Source organism: Maricaulis sp. B-26 (genome assembly GCF_056857855.1).
On sequence record NZ_JBSXNX010000012.1, the window covers coordinates 30,891 to 53,759 of the forward strand.

The 22,869-nt window shown below is 64.9% G+C and carries 26 protein-coding genes and 2 tRNA genes; 23 read left to right on the plus strand and 5 right to left on the minus strand.

From position 1 onward, the window contains the following. Positions 1-7: 7 nt before the first annotated feature. Together AC13HB_RS01965 and AC13HB_RS01970 are read right to left on the minus strand one after the other, a co-directional pair. Positions 8-502: a hypothetical protein gene (locus tag AC13HB_RS01965; RefSeq protein ID WP_482948038.1), complete on the minus strand. Its 495-nt coding sequence runs from the start codon at positions 500-502 to the stop codon at positions 8-10. Between the two features lie 132 nt (positions 503-634). Then, positions 635-709, minus strand: a tRNA-Thr gene (locus AC13HB_RS01970). Positions 710-1,062: 353 nt separating this feature from the next. On the opposite strand from AC13HB_RS01970, the gene AC13HB_RS01975 reads away from it, so the two are divergent. The 8 genes from AC13HB_RS01975 (at position 1,063) to AC13HB_RS02010 (ending at position 4,882) form a co-directional block, all read left to right on the plus strand. After that, positions 1,063-1,506, plus strand: a complete 444-nt coding sequence (locus tag AC13HB_RS01975) for a DUF2948 family protein (protein ID WP_482948039.1) — start codon at positions 1,063-1,065, stop codon at positions 1,504-1,506. Further along, positions 1,503-1,985 (plus strand): UPF0262 family protein, encoded by a 483-nt coding sequence (locus tag AC13HB_RS01980; protein WP_482948040.1) that lies wholly within the window; start codon positions 1,503-1,505, stop codon positions 1,983-1,985. The genes AC13HB_RS01975 and AC13HB_RS01980 overlap by 4 nt, the downstream gene beginning before the upstream one ends. Next, complete coding sequence (locus tag AC13HB_RS01985; RefSeq protein ID WP_482948041.1) at positions 1,982-2,416, plus strand: arsenate-mycothiol transferase ArsC; 435 nt, start codon at positions 1,982-1,984, stop codon at positions 2,414-2,416. The genes AC13HB_RS01980 and AC13HB_RS01985 overlap by 4 nt, the downstream gene beginning before the upstream one ends. A 137-nt stretch (positions 2,417-2,553) precedes the next feature. After that, complete coding sequence (gene infA, locus AC13HB_RS01990) at positions 2,554-2,772, plus strand: translation initiation factor IF-1 (RefSeq protein ID WP_019961978.1); 219 nt, start codon at positions 2,554-2,556, stop codon at positions 2,770-2,772. A 24-nt stretch (positions 2,773-2,796) separates the two neighbouring features. After that, positions 2,797-3,432, plus strand: a complete 636-nt coding sequence (locus tag AC13HB_RS01995) for a Maf family nucleotide pyrophosphatase (RefSeq protein ID WP_482948042.1) — start codon at positions 2,797-2,799, stop codon at positions 3,430-3,432. Continuing rightward, complete coding sequence (locus tag AC13HB_RS02000; protein ID WP_482948043.1) at positions 3,429-4,502, plus strand: ribonuclease E/G; 1,074 nt, start codon at positions 3,429-3,431, stop codon at positions 4,500-4,502. Before AC13HB_RS01995 ends, AC13HB_RS02000 begins: the two co-directional genes overlap by 4 nt. A 26-nt stretch (positions 4,503-4,528) precedes the next feature. Further along, positions 4,529-4,696: a DNA gyrase inhibitor YacG gene (locus AC13HB_RS02005; protein WP_482948044.1), complete on the plus strand. Its 168-nt coding sequence runs from the start codon at positions 4,529-4,531 to the stop codon at positions 4,694-4,696. Positions 4,697-4,806: 110 nt separating this feature from the next. Beyond that, positions 4,807-4,882: transfer RNA gene (locus AC13HB_RS02010), tRNA-Phe, on the plus strand. Positions 4,883-4,992: 110 nt separating this feature from the next. Here AC13HB_RS02010 and AC13HB_RS02015 read toward each other — a convergent pair. Beyond that, positions 4,993-6,093, minus strand: a complete 1,101-nt coding sequence (locus AC13HB_RS02015) for an NADH:flavin oxidoreductase (RefSeq protein ID WP_482948045.1) — start codon at positions 6,091-6,093, stop codon at positions 4,993-4,995. Between the two features lie 200 nt (positions 6,094-6,293). Here AC13HB_RS02015 and AC13HB_RS02020 point away from each other — a divergent pair, with 200 nt between their 5' ends. The 6 genes from AC13HB_RS02020 (at position 6,294) to fsa (ending at position 11,952) form a co-directional block, all read left to right on the plus strand. Then, positions 6,294-7,814, plus strand: a complete 1,521-nt coding sequence (locus AC13HB_RS02020) for a flavin-containing monooxygenase (protein WP_482948046.1) — start codon at positions 6,294-6,296, stop codon at positions 7,812-7,814. After that, positions 7,811-8,647 (plus strand): SDR family NAD(P)-dependent oxidoreductase, encoded by an 837-nt coding sequence (locus tag AC13HB_RS02025; protein WP_482948047.1) that lies wholly within the window; start codon positions 7,811-7,813, stop codon positions 8,645-8,647. The genes AC13HB_RS02020 and AC13HB_RS02025 overlap by 4 nt, the downstream gene beginning before the upstream one ends. Positions 8,648-8,681: 34 nt before the next feature. After that, positions 8,682-9,638 (plus strand): alpha/beta fold hydrolase, encoded by a 957-nt coding sequence (locus tag AC13HB_RS02030; protein WP_482948048.1) that lies wholly within the window; start codon positions 8,682-8,684, stop codon positions 9,636-9,638. A gap of 87 nt (positions 9,639-9,725) precedes the next feature. After that, on the plus strand, positions 9,726-9,863 hold the full coding sequence (locus AC13HB_RS02035) for a hypothetical protein (RefSeq protein WP_482948049.1): 138 nt from the start codon (positions 9,726-9,728) through the stop codon (positions 9,861-9,863). Positions 9,864-9,951: 88 nt separating this feature from the next. Beyond that, positions 9,952-11,208, plus strand: coding sequence for a threonine ammonia-lyase (locus AC13HB_RS02040; RefSeq protein ID WP_482948050.1), 1,257 nt, complete (start codon positions 9,952-9,954; stop codon positions 11,206-11,208). A 90-nt stretch (positions 11,209-11,298) separates the two neighbouring features. Further along, positions 11,299-11,952, plus strand: a complete 654-nt coding sequence (fsa, locus tag AC13HB_RS02045) for a fructose-6-phosphate aldolase (RefSeq protein WP_482948051.1) — start codon at positions 11,299-11,301, stop codon at positions 11,950-11,952. A 6-nt stretch (positions 11,953-11,958) separates the two neighbouring features. Here the strand turns inward: fsa and AC13HB_RS02050 are convergent, their stop codons facing one another. Next, positions 11,959-13,032: a DUF2855 family protein gene (locus AC13HB_RS02050; protein ID WP_482948052.1), complete on the minus strand. Its 1,074-nt coding sequence runs from the start codon at positions 13,030-13,032 to the stop codon at positions 11,959-11,961. Positions 13,033-13,344: 312 nt separating this feature from the next. On the opposite strand from AC13HB_RS02050, the gene ccoN reads away from it, so the two are divergent. The 8 genes from ccoN to ccoS are packed head-to-tail and all read left to right on the plus strand — an operon-like array spanning position 13,345 to position 21,213. Further along, positions 13,345-14,997 (plus strand): cytochrome-c oxidase, cbb3-type subunit I, encoded by a 1,653-nt coding sequence (ccoN, locus tag AC13HB_RS02055; RefSeq protein ID WP_482948053.1) that lies wholly within the window; start codon positions 13,345-13,347, stop codon positions 14,995-14,997. A gap of 10 nt (positions 14,998-15,007) precedes the next feature. Then, positions 15,008-15,766 (plus strand): cytochrome-c oxidase, cbb3-type subunit II, encoded by a 759-nt coding sequence (ccoO, locus tag AC13HB_RS02060; protein WP_482948054.1) that lies wholly within the window; start codon positions 15,008-15,010, stop codon positions 15,764-15,766. A gap of 4 nt (positions 15,767-15,770) precedes the next feature. Next, positions 15,771-15,968, plus strand: a complete 198-nt coding sequence (locus tag AC13HB_RS02065; RefSeq protein ID WP_482948055.1) for a cbb3-type cytochrome c oxidase subunit 3 — start codon at positions 15,771-15,773, stop codon at positions 15,966-15,968. Continuing rightward, complete coding sequence (ccoP, locus tag AC13HB_RS02070) at positions 15,955-16,878, plus strand: cytochrome-c oxidase, cbb3-type subunit III (RefSeq protein ID WP_482948056.1); 924 nt, start codon at positions 15,955-15,957, stop codon at positions 16,876-16,878. The genes AC13HB_RS02065 and ccoP overlap by 14 nt, the downstream gene beginning before the upstream one ends. Before the next feature lie 42 nt (positions 16,879-16,920). Beyond that, positions 16,921-18,405 carry a cytochrome c oxidase accessory protein CcoG gene (ccoG, locus tag AC13HB_RS02075; RefSeq protein WP_482948057.1) on the plus strand — a complete coding sequence of 495 codons (1,485 nt, stop codon included), beginning with the start codon at positions 16,921-16,923 and terminating at the stop codon, positions 18,403-18,405. After that, positions 18,402-18,872: a FixH family protein gene (locus tag AC13HB_RS02080; protein WP_482948058.1), complete on the plus strand. Its 471-nt coding sequence runs from the start codon at positions 18,402-18,404 to the stop codon at positions 18,870-18,872. The genes ccoG and AC13HB_RS02080 overlap by 4 nt, the downstream gene beginning before the upstream one ends. Then, positions 18,860-21,046 (plus strand): heavy metal translocating P-type ATPase, encoded by a 2,187-nt coding sequence (locus tag AC13HB_RS02085; RefSeq protein ID WP_482948059.1) that lies wholly within the window; start codon positions 18,860-18,862, stop codon positions 21,044-21,046. The genes AC13HB_RS02080 and AC13HB_RS02085 overlap by 13 nt, the downstream gene beginning before the upstream one ends. Beyond that, complete coding sequence (gene ccoS, locus AC13HB_RS02090; RefSeq protein WP_482948060.1) at positions 21,046-21,213, plus strand: cbb3-type cytochrome oxidase assembly protein CcoS; 168 nt, start codon at positions 21,046-21,048, stop codon at positions 21,211-21,213. The genes AC13HB_RS02085 and ccoS overlap by 1 nt, the downstream gene beginning before the upstream one ends. Before the next feature lie 56 nt (positions 21,214-21,269). Here ccoS and AC13HB_RS02095 read toward each other — a convergent pair whose 3' ends face one another. Continuing rightward, entirely contained in the window at positions 21,270-22,022 is a 753-nt protein-coding gene (locus AC13HB_RS02095) for a DUF2189 domain-containing protein (RefSeq protein WP_482948061.1), read from the minus strand. A gap of 114 nt (positions 22,023-22,136) precedes the next feature. Here AC13HB_RS02095 and AC13HB_RS02100 point away from each other — a divergent pair, with 114 nt between their 5' ends. Further along, the gene (locus tag AC13HB_RS02100) at positions 22,137-22,841 is read left to right on the plus strand and encodes a sulfite exporter TauE/SafE family protein (protein WP_482948062.1); all 705 of its coding nucleotides are present in this window, start codon (positions 22,137-22,139) and stop codon (positions 22,839-22,841) included. Positions 22,842-22,869 lie beyond the last annotated feature (28 nt).

Sequence of the window (22,869 nt, forward strand, 5' to 3'; positions counted from 1 at the left end):
TGAAAGCTCACCGGGCACTCCTGCCGGTGTTCGCGGTGCCGCGAGTCCCGTTCCTGGCTTCGAGCAGCGGTTCGAGATGGCGGCCGGCCTGTTCGAGGCTCGAAAGTGCGGCGCCCGGCCGGTCCGTGTGCCGGTTCGAGTGGCCGCCAAGATGCACCGCCACGCTCCAGTCACATAGCGGTCCGGTTTCCGGTCCCGAGGCCGTGGCCGTCATTTCGTGTACGAGGATGTCCGGGCCGTCGGCAATCGGGCTGTAAACGGCGTTGGCATGTCCGGACAGACCGGCCTCGATCCGTGCGCGGGCCGCATTCTCGTCGAGCGGACAAAGCCGTCTCGCCTCGTAATCGTCCGTGACATTGATCAGGGTATAGACGAGGTCGGGCAGGGCGGGCGGTTCGTCATGACCTGCGGCAGGTCCCGGCGAAGCCTTCACGGCGGCCGTCGCTGCGGCGCAGGTCAGCATGAGCGCGCCCGAGGCCCGAAACAGATCGGAACGAAACATGTCCCCATTTCCCCCAGTATCGCGGCCACCCTCGCGACCGCTGCCCGGACAGTATGCATGCGCCGCAAGAGCGTCCAGACCATGCGCCTGCCGGTTGAGCAGCGATGATTGCAACGGGAATGGGAAAGTGGGTGGTGCCGCTAGAGTGATTTGAACACTCGACCTCTCCCTTACCAAGGGAACGCTCTACCCCTGAGCTATAGCGGCGCCGGGTCGCGGGATCGCGATAGAGAGCCGGGCGTATAACGCAAGCCGGGGCCCGCGCCAAGAGTGTCTTGACGTGATGTGCAGCGTTCGACATGACCAATTGCATGAGCAATGCACCTGAAGATACCGGAACGCCGCGCGGGAAGTCGGCAGGACGGCCCGAACCCGGCTCGCGGGAGGCCCGGTTGGCCGACGCCCTGCGCGCCAATCTGCGGCGCCGCAAGGCGGCTGCGCGAAAGCCTGCCGCGTCGCCCGACGCCGCAGATGCCGAGGCTGCGAAAACTTCACCCGAATCCGGGGACGACTCGTCATAATGGTGGCGTAAGCCCGCCATTCGACTCGCGGAGACGCCTGTGAGTGCCAGACCTTCGCCCTTGCGCCTGATCGCGCTGGACGCCGACGACCTTCCGCCAATCTCGGCAGCACTCCAGGATGCGGTCGCGCTTCTGGGGGATTTCGAATATTCGCGGGCCCGCGAGACGTTCACCATTGCGTTCAACCGGTTCTGCTGGGAGGGCGGGCGTCGCGACCGCCGCGTGCGGACCGGCCTTCAGGTCGGCCGGGTCAAGGCGGCGCGTGCGCAGAATATCCGGCAGGGCGCGGACGACGCGGTCGTGAACCTGCTATCCGTTCAGTTCGAACCGGATGGCGATCCGTCCGGTGACATCGTGCTGCTCTTTTCAGGTGGAGGAGAGGTTCGGTTGCAGGTCGAGTGCATCGATCTTGTCATGGCCGATCTCAGCGCGCCGTGGCGGGCTTCGGGCCGCCCGCAACATCAGGAGGCGGACACCGAATGAGTGAGTCACCCGACCGGATCGTCCGGATCGACCTGGATGCCGCCAGTATGGGGCCCGGCGACGTCAATGCCGATCACGAACGGCGCGTTGCCATTGCCGATCTTCTCGAGACCAATCGCTTTCGCCCGTCCGGCGAGGCCCTGGGACCGTTCGCGCTGCGCCTGGCGATCGAGGACGACCGCCTGGTCTTCGATGTTCGCCAGGATGACGACACGCCCGTACGCGCCTTCGTTTTTGCGCTGGGGCCGCTGCGACGGATCATCAAGGATTATTTCCTGATCTGCGAAAGCTATTACGAGGCCGTGCGTGACGCGCCCCTCGCCCAGATCGAGGCCATCGATATGGGGCGCCGCGGCGTCCACAATGAGGGCTCCAGCCTGCTCAAGGAGCGTCTCGCCGGAAAGATCGAGGTCGATTTCGATACGGCGCGGCGCCTGTTCACGCTGATCTGCGCCCTGCACCGGCGGGCGGCTTCATGAGCGTGCCCTCGGTTCTTTTCGTCTGCGGACGAAATGCGATTCGCTCCCCGATGGGGGCGGCGCTCTGGCAAAAACGGTTCGGCGAGCAGACGAGCGCACGCTCCTGCGGTGTGATCCCCGCCGCCTTCGTCGATCCTTTCATGGTCGCGGTCATGCTCGAACACGGCGTCGATCTGGAGGACTTCTCTCCCATCGCGCTGAACGGTGTGGGGGAGCCTGCGGCGGAGCTGGTCGTCTCGCTGTCGACCGCGGCCGACCGCACGGCGCGGGACTATGCGGAGCGAACCGGGGCGGAGTTCCAGGCCTGGCCGATTCCCGATCCCAGCGAGACCGGCGGCAATCGCGACATGCGCTTGGCCGCCTATCGCGAGACCCGCGATGCCATCGCCGACCGCATCTCGAAATGGGAGGCCGCGCTAAAAAGCGCCTGAAGCCTCGACTTTACCCCGGTGGAGAGACTATATAGCGCGCTCCGGGGCGCCGGCCGCACGGCGAGTCGGCGTTTTACCCCGTAATTCCAGCATCCGGACCGGTCCGAAATCGGTCTGGATCATCAATGAGGAGCCGCATGGCGAAAGAAGAGTTGTTGGAGTTTCCCGGCGAGGTGACGGAATTGCTTCCGAACGCGACCTTCCGGGTGAAGCTCGAAAATGATCACGAGATCATTGCCCACACGGCGGGCAAGATGCGCAAGAACCGTATTCGGGTTCTGGCCGGCGACAAGGTGCTCGTCGAGATGACGCCCTATGATCTGACCAAGGGCCGGATCACCTATCGCTTCAAGTAAGACCGTATCCGGCGGGGTGACGCGATGATGGATGCCGTACCGGCCGATCGCCACCCGCGCCTGGTCCTGGCGAGCGCGTCGCCGCGCCGCCTCGATCTCCTGACCGGTGCCGGACTGGCACCCGACGCGGTCGAACCCACCCATATCGACGAGAGCGAGATACCCGGCGAATTGCCCGGACCGCTCGCCCTGCGCCTGGCGCAGGAAAAGGCCATGGCGCATCCGGGCGAGGGCAGTTTCGTGCTGGCGGCGGACACGGTCGTCGGCGTGGGCCGGCGTGTGCTGCCAAAGACCGAGGACGAAGCCGGGGCACGCCGCTGTCTGGCGCTGCTCTCCGGGCGCGGTCACCGGGTCTATACCGGGGTGGCCGTCCGCGCCCCCGACGGCGAGCTCGTGGCACGTGTGGTGGAAACGCGCGTGAAGTTCAAACGCCTCTCGCAGGCCGAGACCGACGCCTATATCGCCTCCGGCGAATGGCACGGGAAAGCCGGCGGATACGGCATTCAGGGGCGCGCCGGAGCCTTCGTCGTCAATCTGGTCGGTTCCTATACCGGCGTTGTCGGATTGCCGCTCTACGAGACGGCGAACCTGCTGCGCGGATTGGGATATCCCGTCACACATCGCCTCGGCGAGACCGCCGCGGAAGGGCAATCGGCATGAACCGACAGATCCTGATCGAGGAAAATGTGGGCGAGACCCGCGCTGCCGTCGCCGAGAATGGCCGCATCGTCGAGCTGCATCTCGACCGCTGGAGCGAGCAGGGGCAGCGCGCGGTCGAGGGCGAGGTCTATCGCGGCCGCGTGCGCCGCGTGGAGCCGGCGCTCAACGCGGCCTTCGTCGATATCGGCGTCGGTGAGGAGGGCTTTCTTCCCTTCGGCAAGTCCGGGCGCCCGAAAGGCCTGCACGAAGGCGCGGCCATCGGCGTGCGGATCGCACGCGAGGCCCATGCCGAGAAGGGGCCCAATCTCGCCATGGTGGAGGTCGAGCCGGGCGACGCGCCGGAATGCCTCGAGCCCGCGGCCATTCTCGCCCAGCGGCTGGTGAAAGCCTATGGCGATGCCGAGGCCGTCTGGGCGGACGAGACGGATCACGATCTCGAAGCCGTGTTCGAGGAAGCGCTCGACCCGTTCGCCCCCGTGCCGGGCGGCGGTTCGCTCTATATCGAACAAACGCGCGCCATGGTGACGGTGGACGTCGATGCCGAAGGGCGCAAGGGGCAGGGCAATGCCGCCCAGCTGGCCGCTGCTCTGAATGTGTCCGCAGCCAAGGAAGCGGCGCGCCAGATCCGTCTGCGCGGTCTGGGCGGCATCGCCGCGATCGATTTCGTCCACATGCGCGCCCAGCCCGATCGCAAGGCGGTCGAACAGGCGCTGCGCGGAGCCTTCAAGCGCGACCGCGCCAAGGTCGATGTGGCGCCGCTCTCGCAATTCTGCGTCGGCGAACTGGCGCGCCAGCGCCGCACGCGTTCGCTGGCGGAAATCCAGCACGATGCCCATGGCCGTCTCTCCGTCGAGACCTGCGCGCTCGCAGCCTTGCGCCGTCTGCAGAGCGAGGCCATGGCCGACCGGGCTCGGCGCCAGGTGCTCGAAGTTGGACCTGACGTCCATGCCTGGCTCGACGCGGACGCGATCGGCTGGCAATCCGCCATGACCGAGCGCATCGGGCCGCGTTTCGCTCTGGCACTGAAACAGGATATGGCGCGTGAGGATTGCGCGGTGAAGCGCGCCTGATCATGCCGATACCCAGGGGAAATACGATGAAATGTCCGATCTGCCGCCAGCCGGCGGACCCCGAGTTCAAGCCTTTCTGCTCCAAGCGCTGTGCCGACCTCGATCTCGGCAAGTGGATGAGCGACAGCTACGCCATTCCAGGCGAGCCGGCCGATGTCGCCGAGGACAATCCGCCGAGCGAGGAAGACCAGTAGTCGCACCTGCACACGATGCAGCGAAGCGCTGAAACGGGCGTGGACAGCGCCGGAAAGGCCGCTTATAAACCGCGCTCTCGACAGCGGCCGAGGCCGCCCGTCGACCCGGTGCCCGGGTAGCTCAGTTGGTAGAGCAGCGGATTGAAAATCCGCGTGTCGGTGGTTCGAATCCGCCCCCGGGCACCATTTTTCTTCCGACCCGCCGCATGGCGGGTTTTTTGTTGTCCGGACAGTCTCGCAAACAAAAAACGCCCGGTCGATCGACCGGGCGTTTCCGTGTGCGGATGTAGCAGCGTCTAGACCAGCTCTTTCAGCTTTTCGGCGTTGAAGTCGCTCAGTTCGTCGAAGCGGCCGTCGCGGACCTTGGCGGCCCATTCGGGGTCGGAGATGAGGGCGCGGCCGACGGCGACGAGATCGAATTCGTCGTTCTCCAGACGCTCGATCAGATGGTCGAGGGAGGAGGCCGGCGAGTTCTCGCCCATGAAGGCGCCGAGGAAATCCGAATTGAGGCCGACCGAGCCGACAGTGATGGCCGGCTTGCCGGTGAGCTTTTTCGTCCAGCCGGCCAGGTTGAGGTCGGAGCCCTCGAATTCCGGGATCCAGAAGCGGCGCGTCGAGGCGTGGAACATGTCGACGCCGGCATCCGAGAGCGGGCCGAGGAATTCGGCGAGCGCGTCCGGCGTTTCGGCCAGCTTGGCATTGTAGTCCTGCTGCTTCCATTGCGAGTAGCGCAGGATGAGCGGCATATCGGCCGGGATTTCCGCGCGCACGGCGCGGACGATGTCCTGGACAATCTGCGTACGGGCCGTCAGGCCGCCGCCATAGCGGTCGTCGCGCCGGTTCATGCCCTCCCAGAAGAACTGGTCGAGCAGATAGCCGTGGGCGCCGTGAAGTTCGATGGCGTCGAAACCGGTCTCGACCGCCGCCTTGGCGGCTTTGGCGAAGGCGGAGATGGTGTCGGCAATGTCCTCGGCGCTCATCGGCTCGCCGACCTGTTTGCCGTCCGGCAGGACGCCGGACGGGCTGTCCGACGCAGCGTCCGGGTTCGGACCCGTTCCCGGGCGGCGGGCGAGGCCGACATGCCAGAGCTGGGGCGCGATCTTGCCGCCGGCCTCGTGGACGGCTTCGACGACCTTGCGCCAGCCTTCCAGGGAGTCCGGATTATGAAAATTCGGTATGGCCGGGTCGAAGCTGGCGCCCGGCCGGTCGACCGTCGTGCCCTCGGTGACGATGAGGCCGACAGCGTTCTCGGCGCGGCGCCGGTAGTAGGCCGCGACATTCTCGCCCGGCACCCCGCCAGGGCTTTTCGAGCGGGTCATGGGGGCCATGACGATACGGTTTGAAAGCTCCAACGAGCCCAGTGAGAAGGGCTTGAAAAGCGCGCTGGTACTGGTCATTCGCGGTTCCTCTACAAATAGTCCGCTGCATCAGGTAATGATTTTGACCGAGAAAGCGAGCCTGTCTGCTGCATCGCGGCAATTCACAGACGTCCGGTTGCTCGGGCGTTTGTGCGTTGTGCGGGGGCGAAGAGGCTTGTCCGGGGAAGAAAACGGTGTTCACTTTTTTAGTGCGCATGACTGAAGAGTGAGTATGGGGGATGGGTTTGCCCGCATCGACTGAAACGGATTTCGACGTGGTCGTCGTCGGCGCCGGCCTGTCCGGCGTCGGGGCCGGCTATCATCTCCAGACGCGGTCGCCCGATCGCAGCTATGTCATTCTGGAATCGCGGGACGCGCTGGGGGGCACCTGGGATCTGTTCCGCTATCCGGGCATTCGCTCGGACAGCGACATGTACACCTTCGGCTATGCCTTCCGTCCCTGGACGGGCGGCAAGGTTTTCGCCGACGGCCCGGCCATCAAGGAGTATGTCCGCGCCACGGCCGAGGATAACGGGATCGACCGGCACATCCGCTACGGCCACCGGGTGATCTCCGCAAACTGGGACAGCGAGACGGCGCGCTGGACCGTGGCGGCCGTGCGCGGGGAGGGAGAACGCGTCACCTTTACCTGCCGCTTCCTGCTGATGTGTTCGGGCTATTACCGTTACGAGCATGGCTACATGCCGGAATTCGACGGCATGAAGGACTTCGACGGCGAGATCGTCCATCCGCAGCTCTGGCCGGAAGACCTCGACTATTCGGGCAAGAAGGTCGTGATCATCGGATCGGGGGCGACGGCGGTGACGCTGGTCCCGGCGATGGCGAAGAAGGCCGCGCACGTCACCATGCTGCAGCGTTCGCCGACCTATATCGCCGGCCGGCCGTCGCGCGACGGGTTTGCCGAATGGTTGCGCAAGGTCCTGCCCGAGACGATCGCCTACGGGATCACGCGGAGCCGGAACATCCTGCTCGCGATCTATTTCTACCAGTTCGCCAAACGCTTCCCGGATCTGGTGAAGCGGAATGTCATCAAGCTGATCCGGGACGAGCTCGGCGAAGACTTCGACGTCGAGACGCATTTCACGCCCAGCTATAACCCCTGGGACCAGCGCTTCTGCCTGGCGCCCGACGGGGATTTCTTCCAGTCGCTCAAATCCGGAGAGGCGTCGATCGTTACGGACCATATCGATCGTTTCACCCCGACGGGCCTCCGGCTCAAATCGGGGGAGGAGATCGAGGCCGACATCATCGTGCCGGCCACCGGGCTCGACATGCGCATCGCCGGCGGCGCCAGACTCTGCCTCGACGGGCAATTGCTGAACCCGCCGGACCTCTACACCTATCGTGGCATGATGCTGGGCAATGTGCCCAATTTCGCGCTGGCGTTCGGTTATACCAATGCGTCCTGGACGCTTAAGGTCGATCTGACCTTCGAGCGGGTCTGCCGCATGCTCAATCGCATGCGCGACACGGGAACGGATGTGTGCGTCCCTGTGACGCCCGACGATATCGAACCGGCACCTCTGCTCGATTTCTCGTCCGGCTATATCCAGCGGGCCTTGCCGCATCTGCCCAGACAGGGCTCGAAAGCCCCCTGGCGCACCTATCAGAACTATGTCCAGGACATGCTCGCCATCCGCTTCGGGCGGCTCGAGGACGGCTATATGGAATTCGCCGAGGCCGGGGCGTGGAAACCGGCCGCTGCGCCGCGAATTGCGGTCAAGGAAGCAGCGGAATGAGCCGTTTCGTATTCGAAGGGCGCACGGCGGTCATTACCGGCGCGGCCAGCGGGATTGGCGAAGCGCTCGCCGAGGCTCTCGCGGCCCGCGGCGCGCATCTGGCGCTGGCCGATATCAATGCGGCACGAATGGCGGAGGTCGCCCAGCGGCTCGAGGCGCCCGGCCGGCGAGTGACGGCGACCGCGCTCGACGTAACCGACCGGGCTGCAGTGAACGAATTCGCCGAGGAAGTGCGGCGTCAGCATGGGGCGGCTCACCTGGTTTTCAACAATGCAGGCGTCGCGCTCGGCGGCACGTTCGACCAGGTCAGCGCGGATGATTTCGACTGGTTGATGAAGATCAATTTCCATGGCGTGGTCGACATGACCCGGGCCTTCCTTCCGCTTCTGCGCGAGGCCGACGAGGCGCGGCTGGTCAATATCTCCAGCCTGTTCGGTCTCGTCGCTCCGCCCGGGCAGACGGCCTACAGCGCCGCGAAATTCGCCGTGCGCGGCTTTTCCGCAGCGCTTCGCCACGAATTGCTGGGAACGCCGATCGGCGTGACCACGGTGCATCCCGGCGGGGTGAATACCCGCATCGCCGAGGATGCGCGCATGGCCGACGCGGCAACGCCGGAGCAGATCGAGGCCGGGCAGGCGCGGTTGAAGCGCATGCTGGTCATGCCGCCGCCGGAAGCCGCCCGGATCATCCTGCGCGGGGTGGAGCGCCGCAAGACGCGGGTCCTAGTCGGGCGCGACGCCCATACCATGGCGGTCCTCGAGCGCCTCTGGCCGGCGAGTTACTGGTCGCTGGTGAGCCGCGCGCTCGGGGTGAAGCCGGGCGCGACGCATTGACCGGCGCCCAAGCAATAGCAAGGGGGAGACGAGGGTGAGCATTATCGGCTGGATATTGGGGGCGATCATCCTGGCGATCGTGATTGGCGTTATCGTCGCCTGGCGTTTTTCCACCGGGGTGGCGAAAAAGGCCGAGCAGGCCCTGCCACCGGCGGGGCGCTTCACAGCGGTCACGGGCGGGCGCATCCACTGGGTCGAGCAAGGCGAAGGGCGTCCGGTGGTGATGATCCACGGGTTGGCCGGCAATCTCCACAATTTCACCTATGCGCTGACCGGCGATCTGGCACGCGACCATCGGGTAATCGCGCTCGACCGGCCCGGTTGCGGCTATTCCGAGCGCGAAAGCGACGAGCTGGCCCGGATACCGAACCAGGCCCGCATGATCGCCGATTTCCTGCGCGAGGAGGGGATCGAGCAGCCGCTTCTGGTCGGACATTCCCTCGGTGGTGCGATTTCTCTCGCCCTGGCGCTCGATCATCGCGAACAGGTCGGCGGTCTTGCCCTGATCTCGCCCCTGGTCGGTGTGCAGGAAAACGCTCCGAGCGTGTTCAGCGGCATCGACGTGTCCAATCCGGCCGTGCGCAGCTTTATCGCGAACACGCTGGCCATACCGGCCTCGATCCGCAATGGCAGCAAGACGTTAGAGGCGATCTTCGCGCCCGATGTGCCGCCGGCCGACTTCGCCATGCGCGGCGGCGGTGTGCTGGCCATGCGGCCGCGCGCCTTCTATGCGGCCGCGACGGATCTGCAGGCGGTGCCGCTGGACATGCGCGAACAGTCGCAGCGTTATGGCGAGCTCGATCTTCCGGTGGGCATGTTCTACGGCGAGGACGACCGGGTGCTCTCGGCGTCCGACCAGATCGCAGCGCTCAAGGCCGGGCTGCCGGAGTTCGACCTTGAAACGCTCCCTGGCCGGGGCCACATGCCTGTCATCGTCGAGGCCGAGCGCACGGCGGCGTTCATTCGCCGTATGGCGCAACGGCTGGACTGAACCGGCTTCGAAGTGCGGCCGTCGAAAAATCGGCTGGACAGATTGCGCAAGAGCGGACAGAGTTTTCGCGAAGGAATGAGGTTGACCATGCCGTCACAGGCCAAGGCTCGCAGCATCGATACCCGGGCGGTCCAGCTCCGCACGCTGGGTCTGTCTTCGCTCATTCTTTTTTCGATTATCTGGATCGGCACGACCCTGATGGGAGCGTTGCTCGGCTCTGCTTGACGTCCACCTAGAGGACCCCGGCGCAGATCGAACCCCGCTCCACCGAGCGGGGTTTTTTAGTGCGTGCGCGGTCGACACGGAGAAGCTCATGGCGCTTCCTGCCAAGACCCCAACGGAATCCGGCCTGCCGCCCTGGCTGGTTGATGCTTTCGACTTCGTCGACGGGCTGCACGATGCCGGCATGGGGGGCGTGCTTTGTTCGCCCTGTATCCCGGCCCCCATGCTATCCGCGCAGCTGGGCTGCGAGATCGTGGTCAAGCTGGAGAATCTGCAGGCAACGGGCTCATTCAAGGAACGCGGTGCCTATGCCCGCATCGCGGCCCTGGGGGCTGCGGAATGCGCGCGGGGCGTGATCGCGGCGTCGGCGGGCAATCATGCGCAGGGCGTGGCGCGGCATGCCACGGCCCGGAATATCCCGGCGACCATCGTGATGCCCGAGGGCACGCCCATGGTGAAGGTGAACCAGACGCGGGCGCTGGGCGCGGAAGTCGTGATCGCCGGGGCCGATTTCGATGCCGCGAAGGCTCGGGCCCTCGCGCAGGCAGACGCCGAGGGCCGGGTTTTCATTCATCCTTTCGACGACCCTCTGGTGATTGCAGGGCAGGGGACGCTGGCGCGGGAAATGCTGCGCGACGAACCGGGCCTCGATGCCCTCGTACTGCCGATCGGTGGCGGCGGTCTGGCAGCAGGAGCAGGCCTGGCGGCCCGGCGGATCAATCCGCAGATCGAGGTCTACGGCGTGCAAGCGGACCTCTTTCCTGCCTACGCCAACTTGCATGACGGCGCGGAGCGCCCCGTCGGCGGCGTCACTCTGGCAGAAGGGATAGCCGTGCGCGAGCCGGGCCGGTTGACGCGCGGCATTCTCGCGGATCTGCTTGACGATGTTGTCCTGGTCGACGAGCGGCAAATCGAGCGGGCGCTGAACCTCTTCATCTCGCATCTTCGGGTCCTTCCCGAAGGCGCCGGTGCGGCAGGCCTTGCGGCGCTCCTCGCGGCTCCGGAGCGGTTTGCCGGCAAGCGGGTTGGCCTTGTGCTGACCGGCGGCAATGTCGATACGCGGCTGCTGTCTTCCCTGCTACTAAGGGACCTTGCCCGTTCCCGACGGCTGGCGCGCCTTCGTATCGAGCTCGTCGATGTGCCGGGCCAGCTGTCCGCCGTGTCGGACGTGATCGCGAAGGCGGAAGGCAATGTGACCGATGTGGCCTACCACAAGACCTTCTCCGATCTGCCGGCCAAGGTGACCTATATCGACATCTCGCTCGAGGCTCAGGACGCCGCCCATATGGACCGGATTCAGGCGGCGCTGGGAGAGGCCGGCTTCAAGGCGGAACCTGCGAGTTACTGATTTGTCGAGGAAAACAGTTTTGATTTGTCACAAAGCATCGCTAACACTCGGGACGATGATCCGATCGCCAGCCCGCACAGGAGTAGTTTCATGAAGTTCTTTGTCGATACGGCCGATACCGAAGCCATTCGCGACCTCGCCGATGCCGGGCTGGTCGATGGCGTGACCACGAATCCGTCGCTGGTCGCGAAAGCGGGACGAGATTTCATCGAGGTGGTGCAGGAGATCTGCGCCATGATCGACGGCCCCGTCAGCGCCGAGGTCACGGCGCTCGAGACCGACGGCATGCTGAGCGAAGCGCGCAAGCTGGCGAAGCTCGCGGATAATGTCGTCGTCAAACTGCCTTTGACCTTCGATGGGCTGAAAGCCTGCCAGGCCCTGACGGCCGAAGGCATCAAGACCAATGTCACGCTGTGTTTCTCGGCCAATCAGGGCCTGCTCGCCGCCAAGGCGGGCGCGACCTATGTGTCGCCCTTTATCGGCCGGCTGGACGATCTGGATGTGGACGGCATGGAGCTGATCCACGAATTGCGTGTGATCTTCGATAATTACGGGTTCGAGACCGAAATCCTCGCGGCGTCGATCCGCTCTGCCGATCATGTCCGGCGCTGTGCGCTCGCCGGGGCGGATGTGGCGACTGTGCCGCCGGCCGTGCTCAAGGGGCTGGTGCAGCACGCGCTCACCGACAAGGGGCTCGAGGCCTTTCTCGCGGACTGGAGAAAGACCGGTCAGTCCATTCTCTGACCGGTCTCAGAGCGCGATGCACAGGGCGCGCCGGGCTCCGACCTCTCCGGCGATGATGTCGTTATAGGCCTGCAGCGCGCCCTCCGCTCCGGACAGCGTTTCGTAGTCGAACATGTCCGCGGCGGCTTCGGCGAAGGCGCGCCAGGCAGTCTTGTAGCGACGGTCGAAGTCTTCCGCGCCCCATTCGCGGGCGCGCTGGCGGGCGTGATCCGGGGCGAAGAAGAATTGCGGTTTCGGACCTTTCAGGTCGCGTGCCGGAGCGCTTTGCTCCCAGTGGGCGCCGCCAACGCGGATATTGGCCAGGAGCCCGCCTTCGAGATGGCTGTGCAGCGTCCGGTTCAGCCCGCTGGCGCCCGCGAAATCGACGATGATGCGTGGCGTGTCCGGCTCGAGCAGGGGAATGTCGTCATAGCGCGTCACGCTGTCATAGATGCCCAGACCGCTCACGAACTCCGCATTGCCCGGTGAGGTCAGCGCGTCGACCCGAGCGCCGCCGGATTGCTTGAGCAGCCAGGCGAGGGCGATCGCGGTCTTGCTGGATGCGCTGGTCAGGGCGATGGCCGTCTCCGCTTGTGCGGTCTCCGGATCGCGTAGATGCACGTCGAGCAGGAAGGCAGTGATAAAGAGCGGCAGCATGACCATCTGCACATTCTCTCCACCGGCCGAATAGGTCGCGTCGGCGGCGCAGCGGACATAGTTATTGTAAGCCGGGGGAAGATCCGAGCGGTGCCCGGACATGTCCGTGAACCCGGCTTCGCCGATGCGGCCGGGCGATACGATCAACTCGCTCGCCGCCGGGAAATAGCCGTAGATACGCTCGCCTTCGGTGAGCCCTTCGACCGTGCTTTCTGCAATATCCGCGAACCCCCAGACCGGCAGGTGCCCGCGTCCCGGGGCCGCGGGGAAGAAGTCCCAATAACGCATGGCGTCGCCGAACGCGGCGTAGGTGATGTTGTTTGCGGTCAGGGCAAAGCGCGAAACAGAGAGGCGGATTTCCCCGTCCGCCAGCGGCCTGTCGGTCTGCGGCGAGATGGCCGCCTTCGAGATATCGTTCCGGTCGATGGACAGCGCCCACTTCATTCCGCACCCCCTTCTGTCATGTTCAAGAAGGAGGGTTCCGCCATTCGAGCGGGGGATCAAGCCAAGAAGCGGGGTCGGTACGCTCGATTCGCAGTCTCTCCGGATCGCGCAAGCGTCATTTCCAGTCGCAAATGGATTATTGGCGGTTGTAATGCCGGGTGTGTATCGCCAATGCCTTCAATTGACGGCGTAAACTCGCCGCCGCGCGACAAAATGCCATAGTTATTCTGGGGATATGCGTCAAATTGCCATAGAGAAGGTAGGGCGTTTTGGGGTACACCGGGGCCATTAAAAGCCAATCCGGGGGCGCATATGGATACCTCTCAAGCGCTGCGGCGGGCAGGGACTGACCCAGCCACAGCGATCGTCCTTTTCATTTCGGTACTGGGAGCGCTCTGGGCACTCTTCGCGGCGGCCTATGCGCCTGACGCGGCGATGCGCGGACAGTCCTGGTTGATCCTGGCCGGGTTTCTGACCGGTATCATCCTGACGATCGGGTCCATCGCCCAGGGCGGTGTCATCACCGACGAGCGCGAATACAATGAGAACCTGATCAAGGCGGGTGTGATCGCCTCCATGTTCTGGGGGATTGCGGGCCTGCTGGTCGGCGTGATTATCGCCTTCCAGCTGACTTTCCCGGTGCTCAATCTGGAAGCCTTCGGGTTCACGAATTTCGGACGTCTGCGTCCGCTACATACCTCCGCGGTGATTTTCGCCTTCGGCGGTAATGTGCTGATCGCGACGTCCTTCTACGTGGTGCAGCGGACCTGCCGGACCCGGATCGCTGGGGGCATTTGGCCCTGGTTCGTGTTCTGGGGGTATCAGTTCTTCATCCTGATTGCCGCCTCGGGCTATCTCATCGGCATCACGCAGTCGAAGGAATACGCCGAGCCTGAATGGTATGCCGACCTGTGGCTGACCCTGGTCTGGGTCGTCTATCTCCTCGTCTTCCTGGGCACGCTCTGGAAGCGCAAGGAGAAGCACATCTACGTCGCGAACTGGTTTTATCTCGCCTTTATCGTGACGATCGCCGTGCTGCATGTGATCAACAATCTCGCCATGCCTGTCTCCTGGCTCGGTTCGCGCAGCTATTCGGCCTTCGCGGGCGTACAGGATGCGCTGACGCAGTGGTGGTACGGCCATAATGCGGTGGGCTTCTTCCTCACCGCCGGCTTCCTCGGGATCATGTACTACTTCATCCCGAAGCGGGTGCAGCGTCCGGTCTATTCCTACCGGCTTTCCATCATCCACTTCTGGTCGCTGATCTTCATCTACATCTGGGCCGGCCCGCACCATTTGCACTACACGGCCCTGCCGGAGTGGGCACAGACGCTGGGGATGACCTTCTCGATCATGCTGTGGATGCCGTCCTGGGGCGGGATGATCAACGGCCTGATGACGCTGTCCGGCGCCTGGGACAAGCTGCGTACCGACCCGGTGGTCCGCATGCTGGTCCTCTCGGTGGCCTTCTACGGCATGTCCACTTTCGAAGGACCGGTGATGTCGATCCGCGCCGTCAACGCGCTCTCGCACTACACAGACTGGACGATCGGTCACGTGCACTCCGGTGCGCTGGGCTGGGTCGGCTTCGTCTCCTTCGGTGCGCTTTACTGCCTCGTCCCGTGGCTCTGGAAGCGCAGCGGAATGCATTCGAAAGCGCTGGTCGACTGGCACTTCTGGGTCGCGACCTTCGGCATCCTTCTCTACATCACCTCGATGTGGGTTGCCGGCATCATGCAGGGCCTGATGTGGCGTGCCTACAACTCGCTCGGCTTCCTCGAATTCTCCTTCGTGGAGACCGTCGAGGCGATGCATATCTCTTATCTCATCCGGGCGGTGGGCGGCCTGCTCTACCTCGCGGGTGCTCTGATCATGGCCTACAACGTCTATCGTACCATCAAGGGCGATGTGACCGAGGCCGACGAGTCGGTTGTTCCGCAACCGGCTCTGTCTCCGGCGCAATAGGGGGATCACGATGTCAGGCAAGAAAAGTCTGTGGAGCGATCTTCACAAGAAGCTCTTCGAGAAAAACTCGCTGATCCTCACGGTCGGCATTCTGGTGACCGTGTCCGTCGGAGGTATCGTCGAGATTGCGCCGCTTTTCTATCTCGACTCCACGATCGAGGAAGTCGAGGGCGTGCGGCCCTACACGCCGCTCGAGCAGCTGGGACGGGACGTCTATATTCGCGAGGGCTGCTATAACTGCCACTCGCAGATGGTCCGCCCGCTGCGCGACGAGGTGGAGCGCTACGGCCACTATTCGCTGGCCGCCGAGAGCATGTACGACCACCCCTTCCAGTGGGGCTCGAAGCGGACGGGACCGGATCTGGCCCGGGTCGGTGGCAAGTATTCCGACGAGTGGCATGCCGATCACCTGCGCGATCCGCAGTCCGTGGTGCCGGAATCGATCATGCCGGCCTATCCCTTCCTGGAAACGTCCGAGCTGGCCTTCGACAATGTCGACGCCAATCTTCGGGCGCTGCGCCGGGTGGGCGTGCCCTATACGGACGAGATGATCGAGGCCGCGGTCTCGGACATCGAGACGCAGCTCGATCCCTTCGCATCGGACTATGACGCCTTCCTGGAGCGTTACCCCGGCGCGGTGGTCCGCGATTTCGACGGCGACCCCTCCCGGGTGACGGAGCTGGATGCGCTCATCGCCTATCTGCAGGTCCTCGGCACCATGGTGGACTTCTCCACCTATGAGGCCGAAGCGGACGAGAATCTGAGGTAGCGCGATGTACGAAATCCTATCCAGCTTTGCCCAGACCTGGGGCCTCCTGCTCTTCGTCGCGCTTTTTGCCGGAGCGCTCGTCTATGCGCTCTGGCCGCGCAATCAGGGCCGGTTCGACCGGGCGGCCATGTCGCCGCTCACTGAAGGGGACACGCCGGAAACGGCAGATCAGAACGAGGACGCGAACCATGTCCGGACATGATCACGAACGTGAAACAGACGCCCATTCGGGCACCGAGACGACCGGCCATGAATGGGACGGTATCAAGGAGCTCGACACGCCGCTTCCGCGCTGGTGGCTGTACATTTTCTACGCCACAGTCGTCTGGTCGGTGATCTACTGGGTCTTCATGCCGGCCTGGCCGGCGCTGCCGGGTATGGCCGGCGAGACCGACCATACGCGTGGTCTCCGCGACCACTCCGAGCGGGCCAATGTGGCCATGGCCATGGAGGCGCTCGAAGCCTCCCGCGCCGGCGGGTTCGCCCGTCTGGAAGGAGCTTCGATCAGCGAGATCGAGAATGATCCCGACCTGCTGGGCTTCGTCCGCGCGGCCGGCGAGTCGGCTTTCGGCGACAACTGCTCGACCTGTCACGGTACGGGCGCCCAGGGTTTCGTGGGTTATCCGAACCTGAATGACGATGTCTGGCTCTGGGGCGGCACCTATGAGGATATCCGCACCACGCTGCGCTACGGCATCCGGGCGGAACACCCCGATACGCGCTTTTCGCAGATGCCGGCCTTCGGCCGCGACGAATTGCTGTCGCGCTCGCAGATCAGCGATGTGACGGATTATGTCCTGTCCTTCACGGGGCATGAGTCGGATGCCGGGTCGCTGGCCAATGGCGAGGCGATCTACAATCAGCAATGCGCCAGCTGCCACATGCCGGACGGATCGGGAGACCGGTCCCAGGGGGCGCCCAATCTGACCGACCAGAACTGGCTCTATGGCGGCAGCCACGATCAGGTGATGAACACCATCTATCGCGGTCCTTACGGCGTCATGCCGGCCTGGGAAGGCCGTCTCGACGACGCCACCATCGATGCCCTGGCCGCCTACGTCTATCTGCTGGGCGGCGGGGAGCCTGCGACAGGCGGTCTCACGGGGCAGTAGGTCGCATGGTGCAGCGCATCAATTCCGGGTCTAAACGCCGCCATGTCTGAGACAGCGAAACAGCGCATGGCGGCGCCCGGTGTGCGGCGTTCCAGGGCCGAAGCGGTCAATGCCGCGGAGACGCGCGAGCTCTACAAGAAGCGCGAGCAGATCTATCCCAAGCTGGCGCACGGCAAGTTCCGCTCGGTGAAGTGGATCGTCATGGCGGTCGCACTGGGGATCTATTACCTCGTGCCCTTCCTGCGCTGGGATCGCGGGCCCGACGCGCCGGACCAGGCCGTGCTGGTCGATTTCGCCGGTCGCCGTTTCTACTTCTTTTTCATCGAGATCTGGCCCCAGGAAGTCTATTACATCACGGGCCTGCTGATCCTCGGAGCGCTGGCGCTATTCCTCGCATCGGCGCTGTTCGGGCGGGTCTGGTGCGGCTATGCCTGCCCGCAGACCGTCTGGACCGATCTCTTCATCATGGTCGAGCGCATGTTCGAGGGCGACCGCAATGCCCGCATGAAGCTGGACCGCGCGAAATGGAGCTTCAACAAGCTTTGGCGCAAGACGGGCAAGCACGCGGTCTGGCTGCTCATCGCCCTGGCGACGGGGGGCGCCTGGGTTCTCTATTTCCACGACGCCTACGAGACGATCGGGAATTTCTTCACCGGCCAGGCGGCGGCCTCGACCTATCTCTTCGCCGGTGTGCTGACCTTCACCACCTATACGCTGGCCGGCATGATGCGGGAGCAGGTCTGCACCTATATGTGCCCCTGGCCGCGCATCCAGGCCGCGATGACGGACCGCGAGGCCCTCAACGTCACCTACCGGATCGATCGCGGCGAGCCGCGCGGCGCTCACAAGAAGGGCGAGACCTGGGAAGGGCGCGGCGACTGCATCGACTGCAAGCAGTGCGTCGCCGTTTGCCCGATGGGGATCGATATTCGCGACGGCGCGCAGCTCGAATGCATCCAGTGCGCGCTCTGCATCGACGCTTGCGACGACATCATGGGCAAGGTCGGCCGTCCCAAGGGGCTGATCACCTACGAGACCGACGACAATATCGACCGTTTCCAGGCCGGCGAGAAACCGCGCTATCGCTTCGTTCGCGCGCGTACCATGGTCTATGCCGTCGCCTTCGGTCTCGTGGCGCTGGTCATGCTGGCCGGCCTGCTGACCCGGACCGAGCTGGAACTGAATTCGGCGCGTGACCGCAATCCCAACTATGTCCGCCTGTCAGATGGTTCGGTGCGCAATGGCTACACGCTCAAAGTGGTCAACAAGGCCAATGAGGAACGCGCGCTCGAATTGATCATCGACGGCGATGCGCGCATCATGCCACGTGTGCTCGGTGCGTCGGAGGACGCGCCCATGCGACTGCATGTCGAGGCCGACCGGACGCGGGATTTCGTGATCTATCTGACCCTTCCGGCCGATGCCATCGACGGCGCCCGCGAACCGTTCCGCTTCCGCGTCGTCGATCCGCTGACCGGCGAGGTGGCGGAAACGCGGTCGGTCATCGTTACGGGAGTTGAGTCGTGAAATCGCCTTTCAATCCATTGCGCGGCTGGCATGTGCTGGTGCTGATCCTGGCCTTTTTCGGTGTCACGATCGGCGTGAATGCGGCTTTCATCACGCTCGCCCTGCGAACCCATCCGGGTGAGGACGTGCCGCGCTCCTACGTCCAGGGACTCAATTACAACGAGACCCTGGAGCGCCGCCGCGCCCAGGAGGAGCTCGGCTGGTCGGCACATTACAATCTCGTCGATGACGGGCTGGTGATAGAAGTTCTCGACCGCGAAGGTGCACCCGTCTCGGGCCTTCAGCTCGCAGGTGCCATGATCCATCCGACCGATACCTCGCGCGATTGCGAGATGGTCTTCGAGGAGGACCGCTCGGGTGTCTACCGTGTCGATCTGCCTTGCCGCGAAGCAGGGCAGTGGCGCGTGCACACGATCAATACGGGCGAGCTTCCCTTCGAGATGGAACACGATCTATGGCTGCCATAGACACGGATATTCCGGTCGGCCCCGGCAGCCAGGTCGATCCGAGAGCCTTCGTCCGCGTTTCCGGCGAGACAGCGCATATCGACCTGATGGTTCGCGGTGCGACCTGTGCCGGCTGTATCGCGCGGATCGAATCCGGTCTGCGCGAGGATCCGCGCGTCCAGAATGCGCGCCTCAATCTCTCGACAGGACGTCTGGCCGTCGACTGGAAGGGAGAGCCGGACGCGGCCCGTCACTTCGTCGACCTCCTGGGGCGGCTTGGATATCCGGCCACGCCCTACGAGCCGGAACTCGATACCGATCCGCAGAAGGAAGAGGAGCGGCGCCTGCTGCGCGCCATGGCTGTGGCCGGCTTCGCCATGGCCAATGTCATGCTGCTCTCCGTTTCGGTCTGGGCCGGCGGGCTGGAGATGACCGAGGCGACGCAGGCGCTCATGCACCGCATCTCCGCGCTGATCGTGCTCCCGTCGGCAGCCTATGCCGGCCAGCCCTTCTTCCGCTCGGCCTGGGCGGCGCTGCGTTCGGGCCATGTGAATATGGACGTGCCGATCTCGCTTGCCGTTTTCCTGGCCTGCGGCCTGTCGGTCTACGAGACCTTCATCGGGCATGGCGACACCTTCTACGACGCGGCCGCGATGCTGCTCTTCTTCCTGCTCATCGGACGTTTTCTCGACATGCGGCTGAGGGCGAGAGCAGGCCAGGCCGCACGGGGTCTCGCCGCCATGCAGGCCGCGACCGCCAACCGCTTGCGCGCGGACGGTCATATCGAGGCCGTTCCCGCCCGCGAGGTGAAGGCGGGAGACCGGCTCGTCCTTGCTGCCGGCGACCGCGTACCGGTCGATGCACGCATTGTCGAGGGCGAGGGCATGCTGGACGGTTCGCTGGTGACCGGTGAAACCGCGCCGGTGGCGGCGGCACCGGGAACGGACATCTGGTCGGGCATGCTCAATCTGGAGGGCAAACTGGTCGTCGAGGCGTCCGCGGACCGGGACAACTCCCTGCTGGCCGAGATCACGCGGCTGGTCGAAGCCGGCGAGCAGAGCCGCTCGCGCTATGTCCGGCTGGCCGACCGGGCTGCGCGTCTCTACGTGCCCGTCGTGCACTCTCTCGCTGCCCTGACCCTGGTCGGCTGGCTGATCGTCGCGGGGGAGCCCCGCACGGCCATCATCAATGCGATTGCGGTCCTGATCATTACCTGCCCCTGTGCGCTGGGCCTGGCGGTACCCGCCGTCCAGGTCGTCGCCTCGGGCCGGCTCTATCGCGGCGGCGTGCTGGTGAAGTCCGGCGATGCCATGGAGCGGCTGGCGACGATCGATCATGTCGTCTTCGACAAGACCGGCACGCTGACCGAGGGGCGCCCGCGCCTGGTCGAGCCGGAGGCTCTGCCAGCCGGAACGCTCGAAGCCGCCGCACGACTTGCCCGAACCAGCCGGCACCCGCTCTCGCGCGCGGTCGCGGATGCGGCCGGGATGGGCGAGGCGGCGCAGGATGTCCGTGAAATCGCGGGCGGCGGGCTTGAGGCGCAGGACGGCGAAGGGCGTGTGGTCCGTTTCGGTTCTGCGCGCTGGATGGGGCTGGACAGCGACAGCGAGCCCCATACGGAAGCCTGGTTGCAGGTGGAGGGCGAGGCACCGGTCCGCTTCCGCTTCCGCGACCGCATTCGGTCCGATGCAAGGGCTACGATCGCCGGCCTCGAGGCGCGCGGCTGCACGGTCGAGCTCCTTTCCGGAGACCGTGAAGGTCCGGTCGGAGGCGTGGCGGATGCGCTCGGTATCGGAGCCTGGCAGGCGGAGCTCAAACCCCAGGACAAGATCGCCCGTATCCAGGCGTTGAAATCGGATGGAGCCCGTGTCGCCATGATCGGCGACGGCATCAATGACGCGCCGGCGCTGGCCTCGGCGGACGTCTCCGTCTCCCTCGCTTCGGCGGCCGAGATCTCGCAGGCGGCCTCGGATTTCGTGCTTCAGGGCGATGCCCTCGAATCGAGCCTGCTTGCGCTCGACGTGTCGCGCGGTGCGAAGACCCGTGTGCTCGAGAATTTCGGTCTCGCGGCGATCTACAACGCGATTGCCGTGCCGATGGCCGTCGCGGGTTTCGTGACCCCGCTCGTGGCCGCGATCGCGATGTCGGCCTCGTCCATCCTTGTCACGCTGAACGCATTGAGGTTGTCGCGCTGATGTCCGTCCTGCTCTGGCTCATTCCCGTCGCGCTTGCCTTGGGAGCGCTCGGCCTCGCCGGTTTCCTCTGGAGTATTCGCAGCGGCCAGTTCGAGGATATGGACGGCGCGGCCCAGCGCATCCTCATGGACGACGACAAGCCGATCCCGCCGCGCGAGGACGACTAGTCCGGTCGCGGACGGCCCGGACGAGCCGGACCGCAGCGTGTCCGAATCTGTGCGTTCTAGACTGTCGGCTTGGGTGCGAAATCCCGATAGGCGTGCCAGGTCGCCAGCGCGACCCAGGGGAAGGTGACGGCCAGCCCCACAAGGAAGAAGACACTGCCCGCCACGATCATGAAGGCGATCAGCCAGGCCCAGGTGATCATCACGAAAGGCTGGTCGATAACGGCCCGGAAGCTCGCCACCAGGGCCGTCACCGCGTCCACATCCTGATCGACCAGCATGGGGAAGGAGAGCGCGCTCATGGCGAAGGCGATCGCCGCCAGCGTGCCGCCGATCAGCGTGCCCACGACCAGCAAGGTCAGTCCCGCCGGATCCGTCAGCATGAATTCGATGAAGGGGCCGGGTGTGAGCGGTCCGTCCGGTGCGAAAATCGCGACCAGAAATTGGGCTGCGCGAATCCAGACGAAGAGCAGCATGAGCAGGAGAATGCTGAGGAAGCCGATCTGGGAAATGCGCGAGGGAAAGCGCGAAACCACGATCCGGAACCGCGGTTCCTCGCCCCGCTCGAAAGCCCGGCTGACCTGATAGATGCCGATGGCCAGTGCCGGAGCGATCAGCGCGAAACTGCTCAGTGCCACAGGAATGATCGTGGCGCCGCCCGTGAACCACAAGCCGACGGATATCAGCAGGCCGACGGTCACGAATATCAGCCCGTAACCGATGCTGACGCGCGGTGCGCGTCTGAGGTCGGTCCAGCCGGCCTTGAGCCAATTCCAGGGTGCGTCCCGGCGCACCGTTTCAAGTCGAACCATGCTCACCTCCCCGAATAGTCTTTCCTATACAATGGTTTTCTGCTTTGCGTCACTACGCCACACTTTTCTCGCTGCGTGCCGCGTCGGATGACAGCGGCAGGGAGTTTCGACCGCATGGCGCCTGACAGTCTCGCATCTTTCGGCTTCGCCGGTGGCCTGCTCGCCGGTTTTGCCTCGAGCCTGCATTGCGTCGGCATGTGCGGCGGTATTGCTGCGGGGCTGACGGCAGGTTTCGCGCGCGAGGGGCGGCGAGCCGAGCCGATCCTGCTGATGCAGACGGGGCGGATTCTCGCCTATGTCACCGCGGGTATCGTGCTCGCGGCGCTCGGCTCCTCCGCCTATTTCGCGTTCGACCGGGAGGTGGCGCATCTCGTCCTGCGCTGGGCGGCAGGCGCCGTGCTGGTCTATATCGGCTTTTCCGTCGCAGGCTGGGCGCCCTCGCTGGCGGGTCTCGACCGTATCGGATACCGAGTCGCGGGCTTCCTTGAGGCGCCCCTCGGCCTGACCCTGAACCGGGCAGGTCCCGTCCTCGCCGGGTTCGTCTGGGGCTTCATGCCCTGCGGCATGGTCTATGCCACACTCTTCTACGCCATGCTGTCCGCCGACCCGATGAGCGGGGCACTGATCATGTTGGGCTTCGGCTTCGGCACGCTGCCGGCCGTAACGGCGACGGCGTTCGGTGCCGAGGCCATGATGCGGGCGGCCCGGCGCACCACGGTTAGGATACCGGTCGGCCTCGCCATCGCCGGTCTCGGCATCGCCTCCGCGGCCATCCCCTGGAAGACCATCGCGGCGCTGTGCGGAATCCCGGTGGACTGAACGGGGCGTGTGCCTGCTGCCACAATCT

Bases quoted from the DNA above. Each gene is read 5' to 3' on its own strand.
- AC13HB_RS01965 (WP_482948038.1), bottom strand. From the start codon at position 502: ATGTTTCGTTCCGATCTGTTTCGGGCCTCGGGCGCGCTCATGCTGACC.
- AC13HB_RS01980 (WP_482948040.1), top strand. From the start codon at position 1,503: ATGAGTGAGTCACCCGACCGGATCGTCCGGATCGACCTGGATGCCGCC.
- AC13HB_RS01985 (WP_482948041.1), top strand. From the start codon at position 1,982: ATGAGCGTGCCCTCGGTTCTTTTCGTCTGCGGACGAAATGCGATTCGC.
- infA (WP_019961978.1), top strand. From the start codon at position 2,554: ATGGCGAAAGAAGAGTTGTTGGAGTTTCCCGGCGAGGTGACGGAATTG.
- AC13HB_RS01995 (WP_482948042.1), top strand. From the start codon at position 2,797: ATGATGGATGCCGTACCGGCCGATCGCCACCCGCGCCTGGTCCTGGCG.
- AC13HB_RS02000 (WP_482948043.1), top strand. From the start codon at position 3,429: ATGAACCGACAGATCCTGATCGAGGAAAATGTGGGCGAGACCCGCGCT.
- AC13HB_RS02005 (WP_482948044.1), top strand. From the start codon at position 4,529: ATGAAATGTCCGATCTGCCGCCAGCCGGCGGACCCCGAGTTCAAGCCT.
- AC13HB_RS02015 (WP_482948045.1), bottom strand. From the start codon at position 6,093: ATGACCAGTACCAGCGCGCTTTTCAAGCCCTTCTCACTGGGCTCGTTG.
- AC13HB_RS02020 (WP_482948046.1), top strand. From the start codon at position 6,294: ATGGGTTTGCCCGCATCGACTGAAACGGATTTCGACGTGGTCGTCGTC.
- AC13HB_RS02025 (WP_482948047.1), top strand. From the start codon at position 7,811: ATGAGCCGTTTCGTATTCGAAGGGCGCACGGCGGTCATTACCGGCGCG.
- AC13HB_RS02035 (WP_482948049.1), top strand. From the start codon at position 9,726: ATGCCGTCACAGGCCAAGGCTCGCAGCATCGATACCCGGGCGGTCCAG.
- AC13HB_RS02040 (WP_482948050.1), top strand. From the start codon at position 9,952: ATGGCGCTTCCTGCCAAGACCCCAACGGAATCCGGCCTGCCGCCCTGG.
- fsa (WP_482948051.1), top strand. From the start codon at position 11,299: ATGAAGTTCTTTGTCGATACGGCCGATACCGAAGCCATTCGCGACCTC.
- AC13HB_RS02050 (WP_482948052.1), bottom strand. From the start codon at position 13,032: ATGAAGTGGGCGCTGTCCATCGACCGGAACGATATCTCGAAGGCGGCC.
- ccoN (WP_482948053.1), top strand. From the start codon at position 13,345: ATGGATACCTCTCAAGCGCTGCGGCGGGCAGGGACTGACCCAGCCACA.
- ccoO (WP_482948054.1), top strand. From the start codon at position 15,008: ATGTCAGGCAAGAAAAGTCTGTGGAGCGATCTTCACAAGAAGCTCTTC.
- AC13HB_RS02065 (WP_482948055.1), top strand. From the start codon at position 15,771: ATGTACGAAATCCTATCCAGCTTTGCCCAGACCTGGGGCCTCCTGCTC.
- ccoP (WP_482948056.1), top strand. From the start codon at position 15,955: ATGTCCGGACATGATCACGAACGTGAAACAGACGCCCATTCGGGCACC.
- ccoG (WP_482948057.1), top strand. From the start codon at position 16,921: ATGTCTGAGACAGCGAAACAGCGCATGGCGGCGCCCGGTGTGCGGCGT.
- AC13HB_RS02085 (WP_482948059.1), top strand. From the start codon at position 18,860: ATGGCTGCCATAGACACGGATATTCCGGTCGGCCCCGGCAGCCAGGTC.
- ccoS (WP_482948060.1), top strand. From the start codon at position 21,046: ATGTCCGTCCTGCTCTGGCTCATTCCCGTCGCGCTTGCCTTGGGAGCG.
- AC13HB_RS02095 (WP_482948061.1), bottom strand. From the start codon at position 22,022: ATGGTTCGACTTGAAACGGTGCGCCGGGACGCACCCTGGAATTGGCTC.
- AC13HB_RS02100 (WP_482948062.1), top strand. From the start codon at position 22,137: ATGGCGCCTGACAGTCTCGCATCTTTCGGCTTCGCCGGTGGCCTGCTC.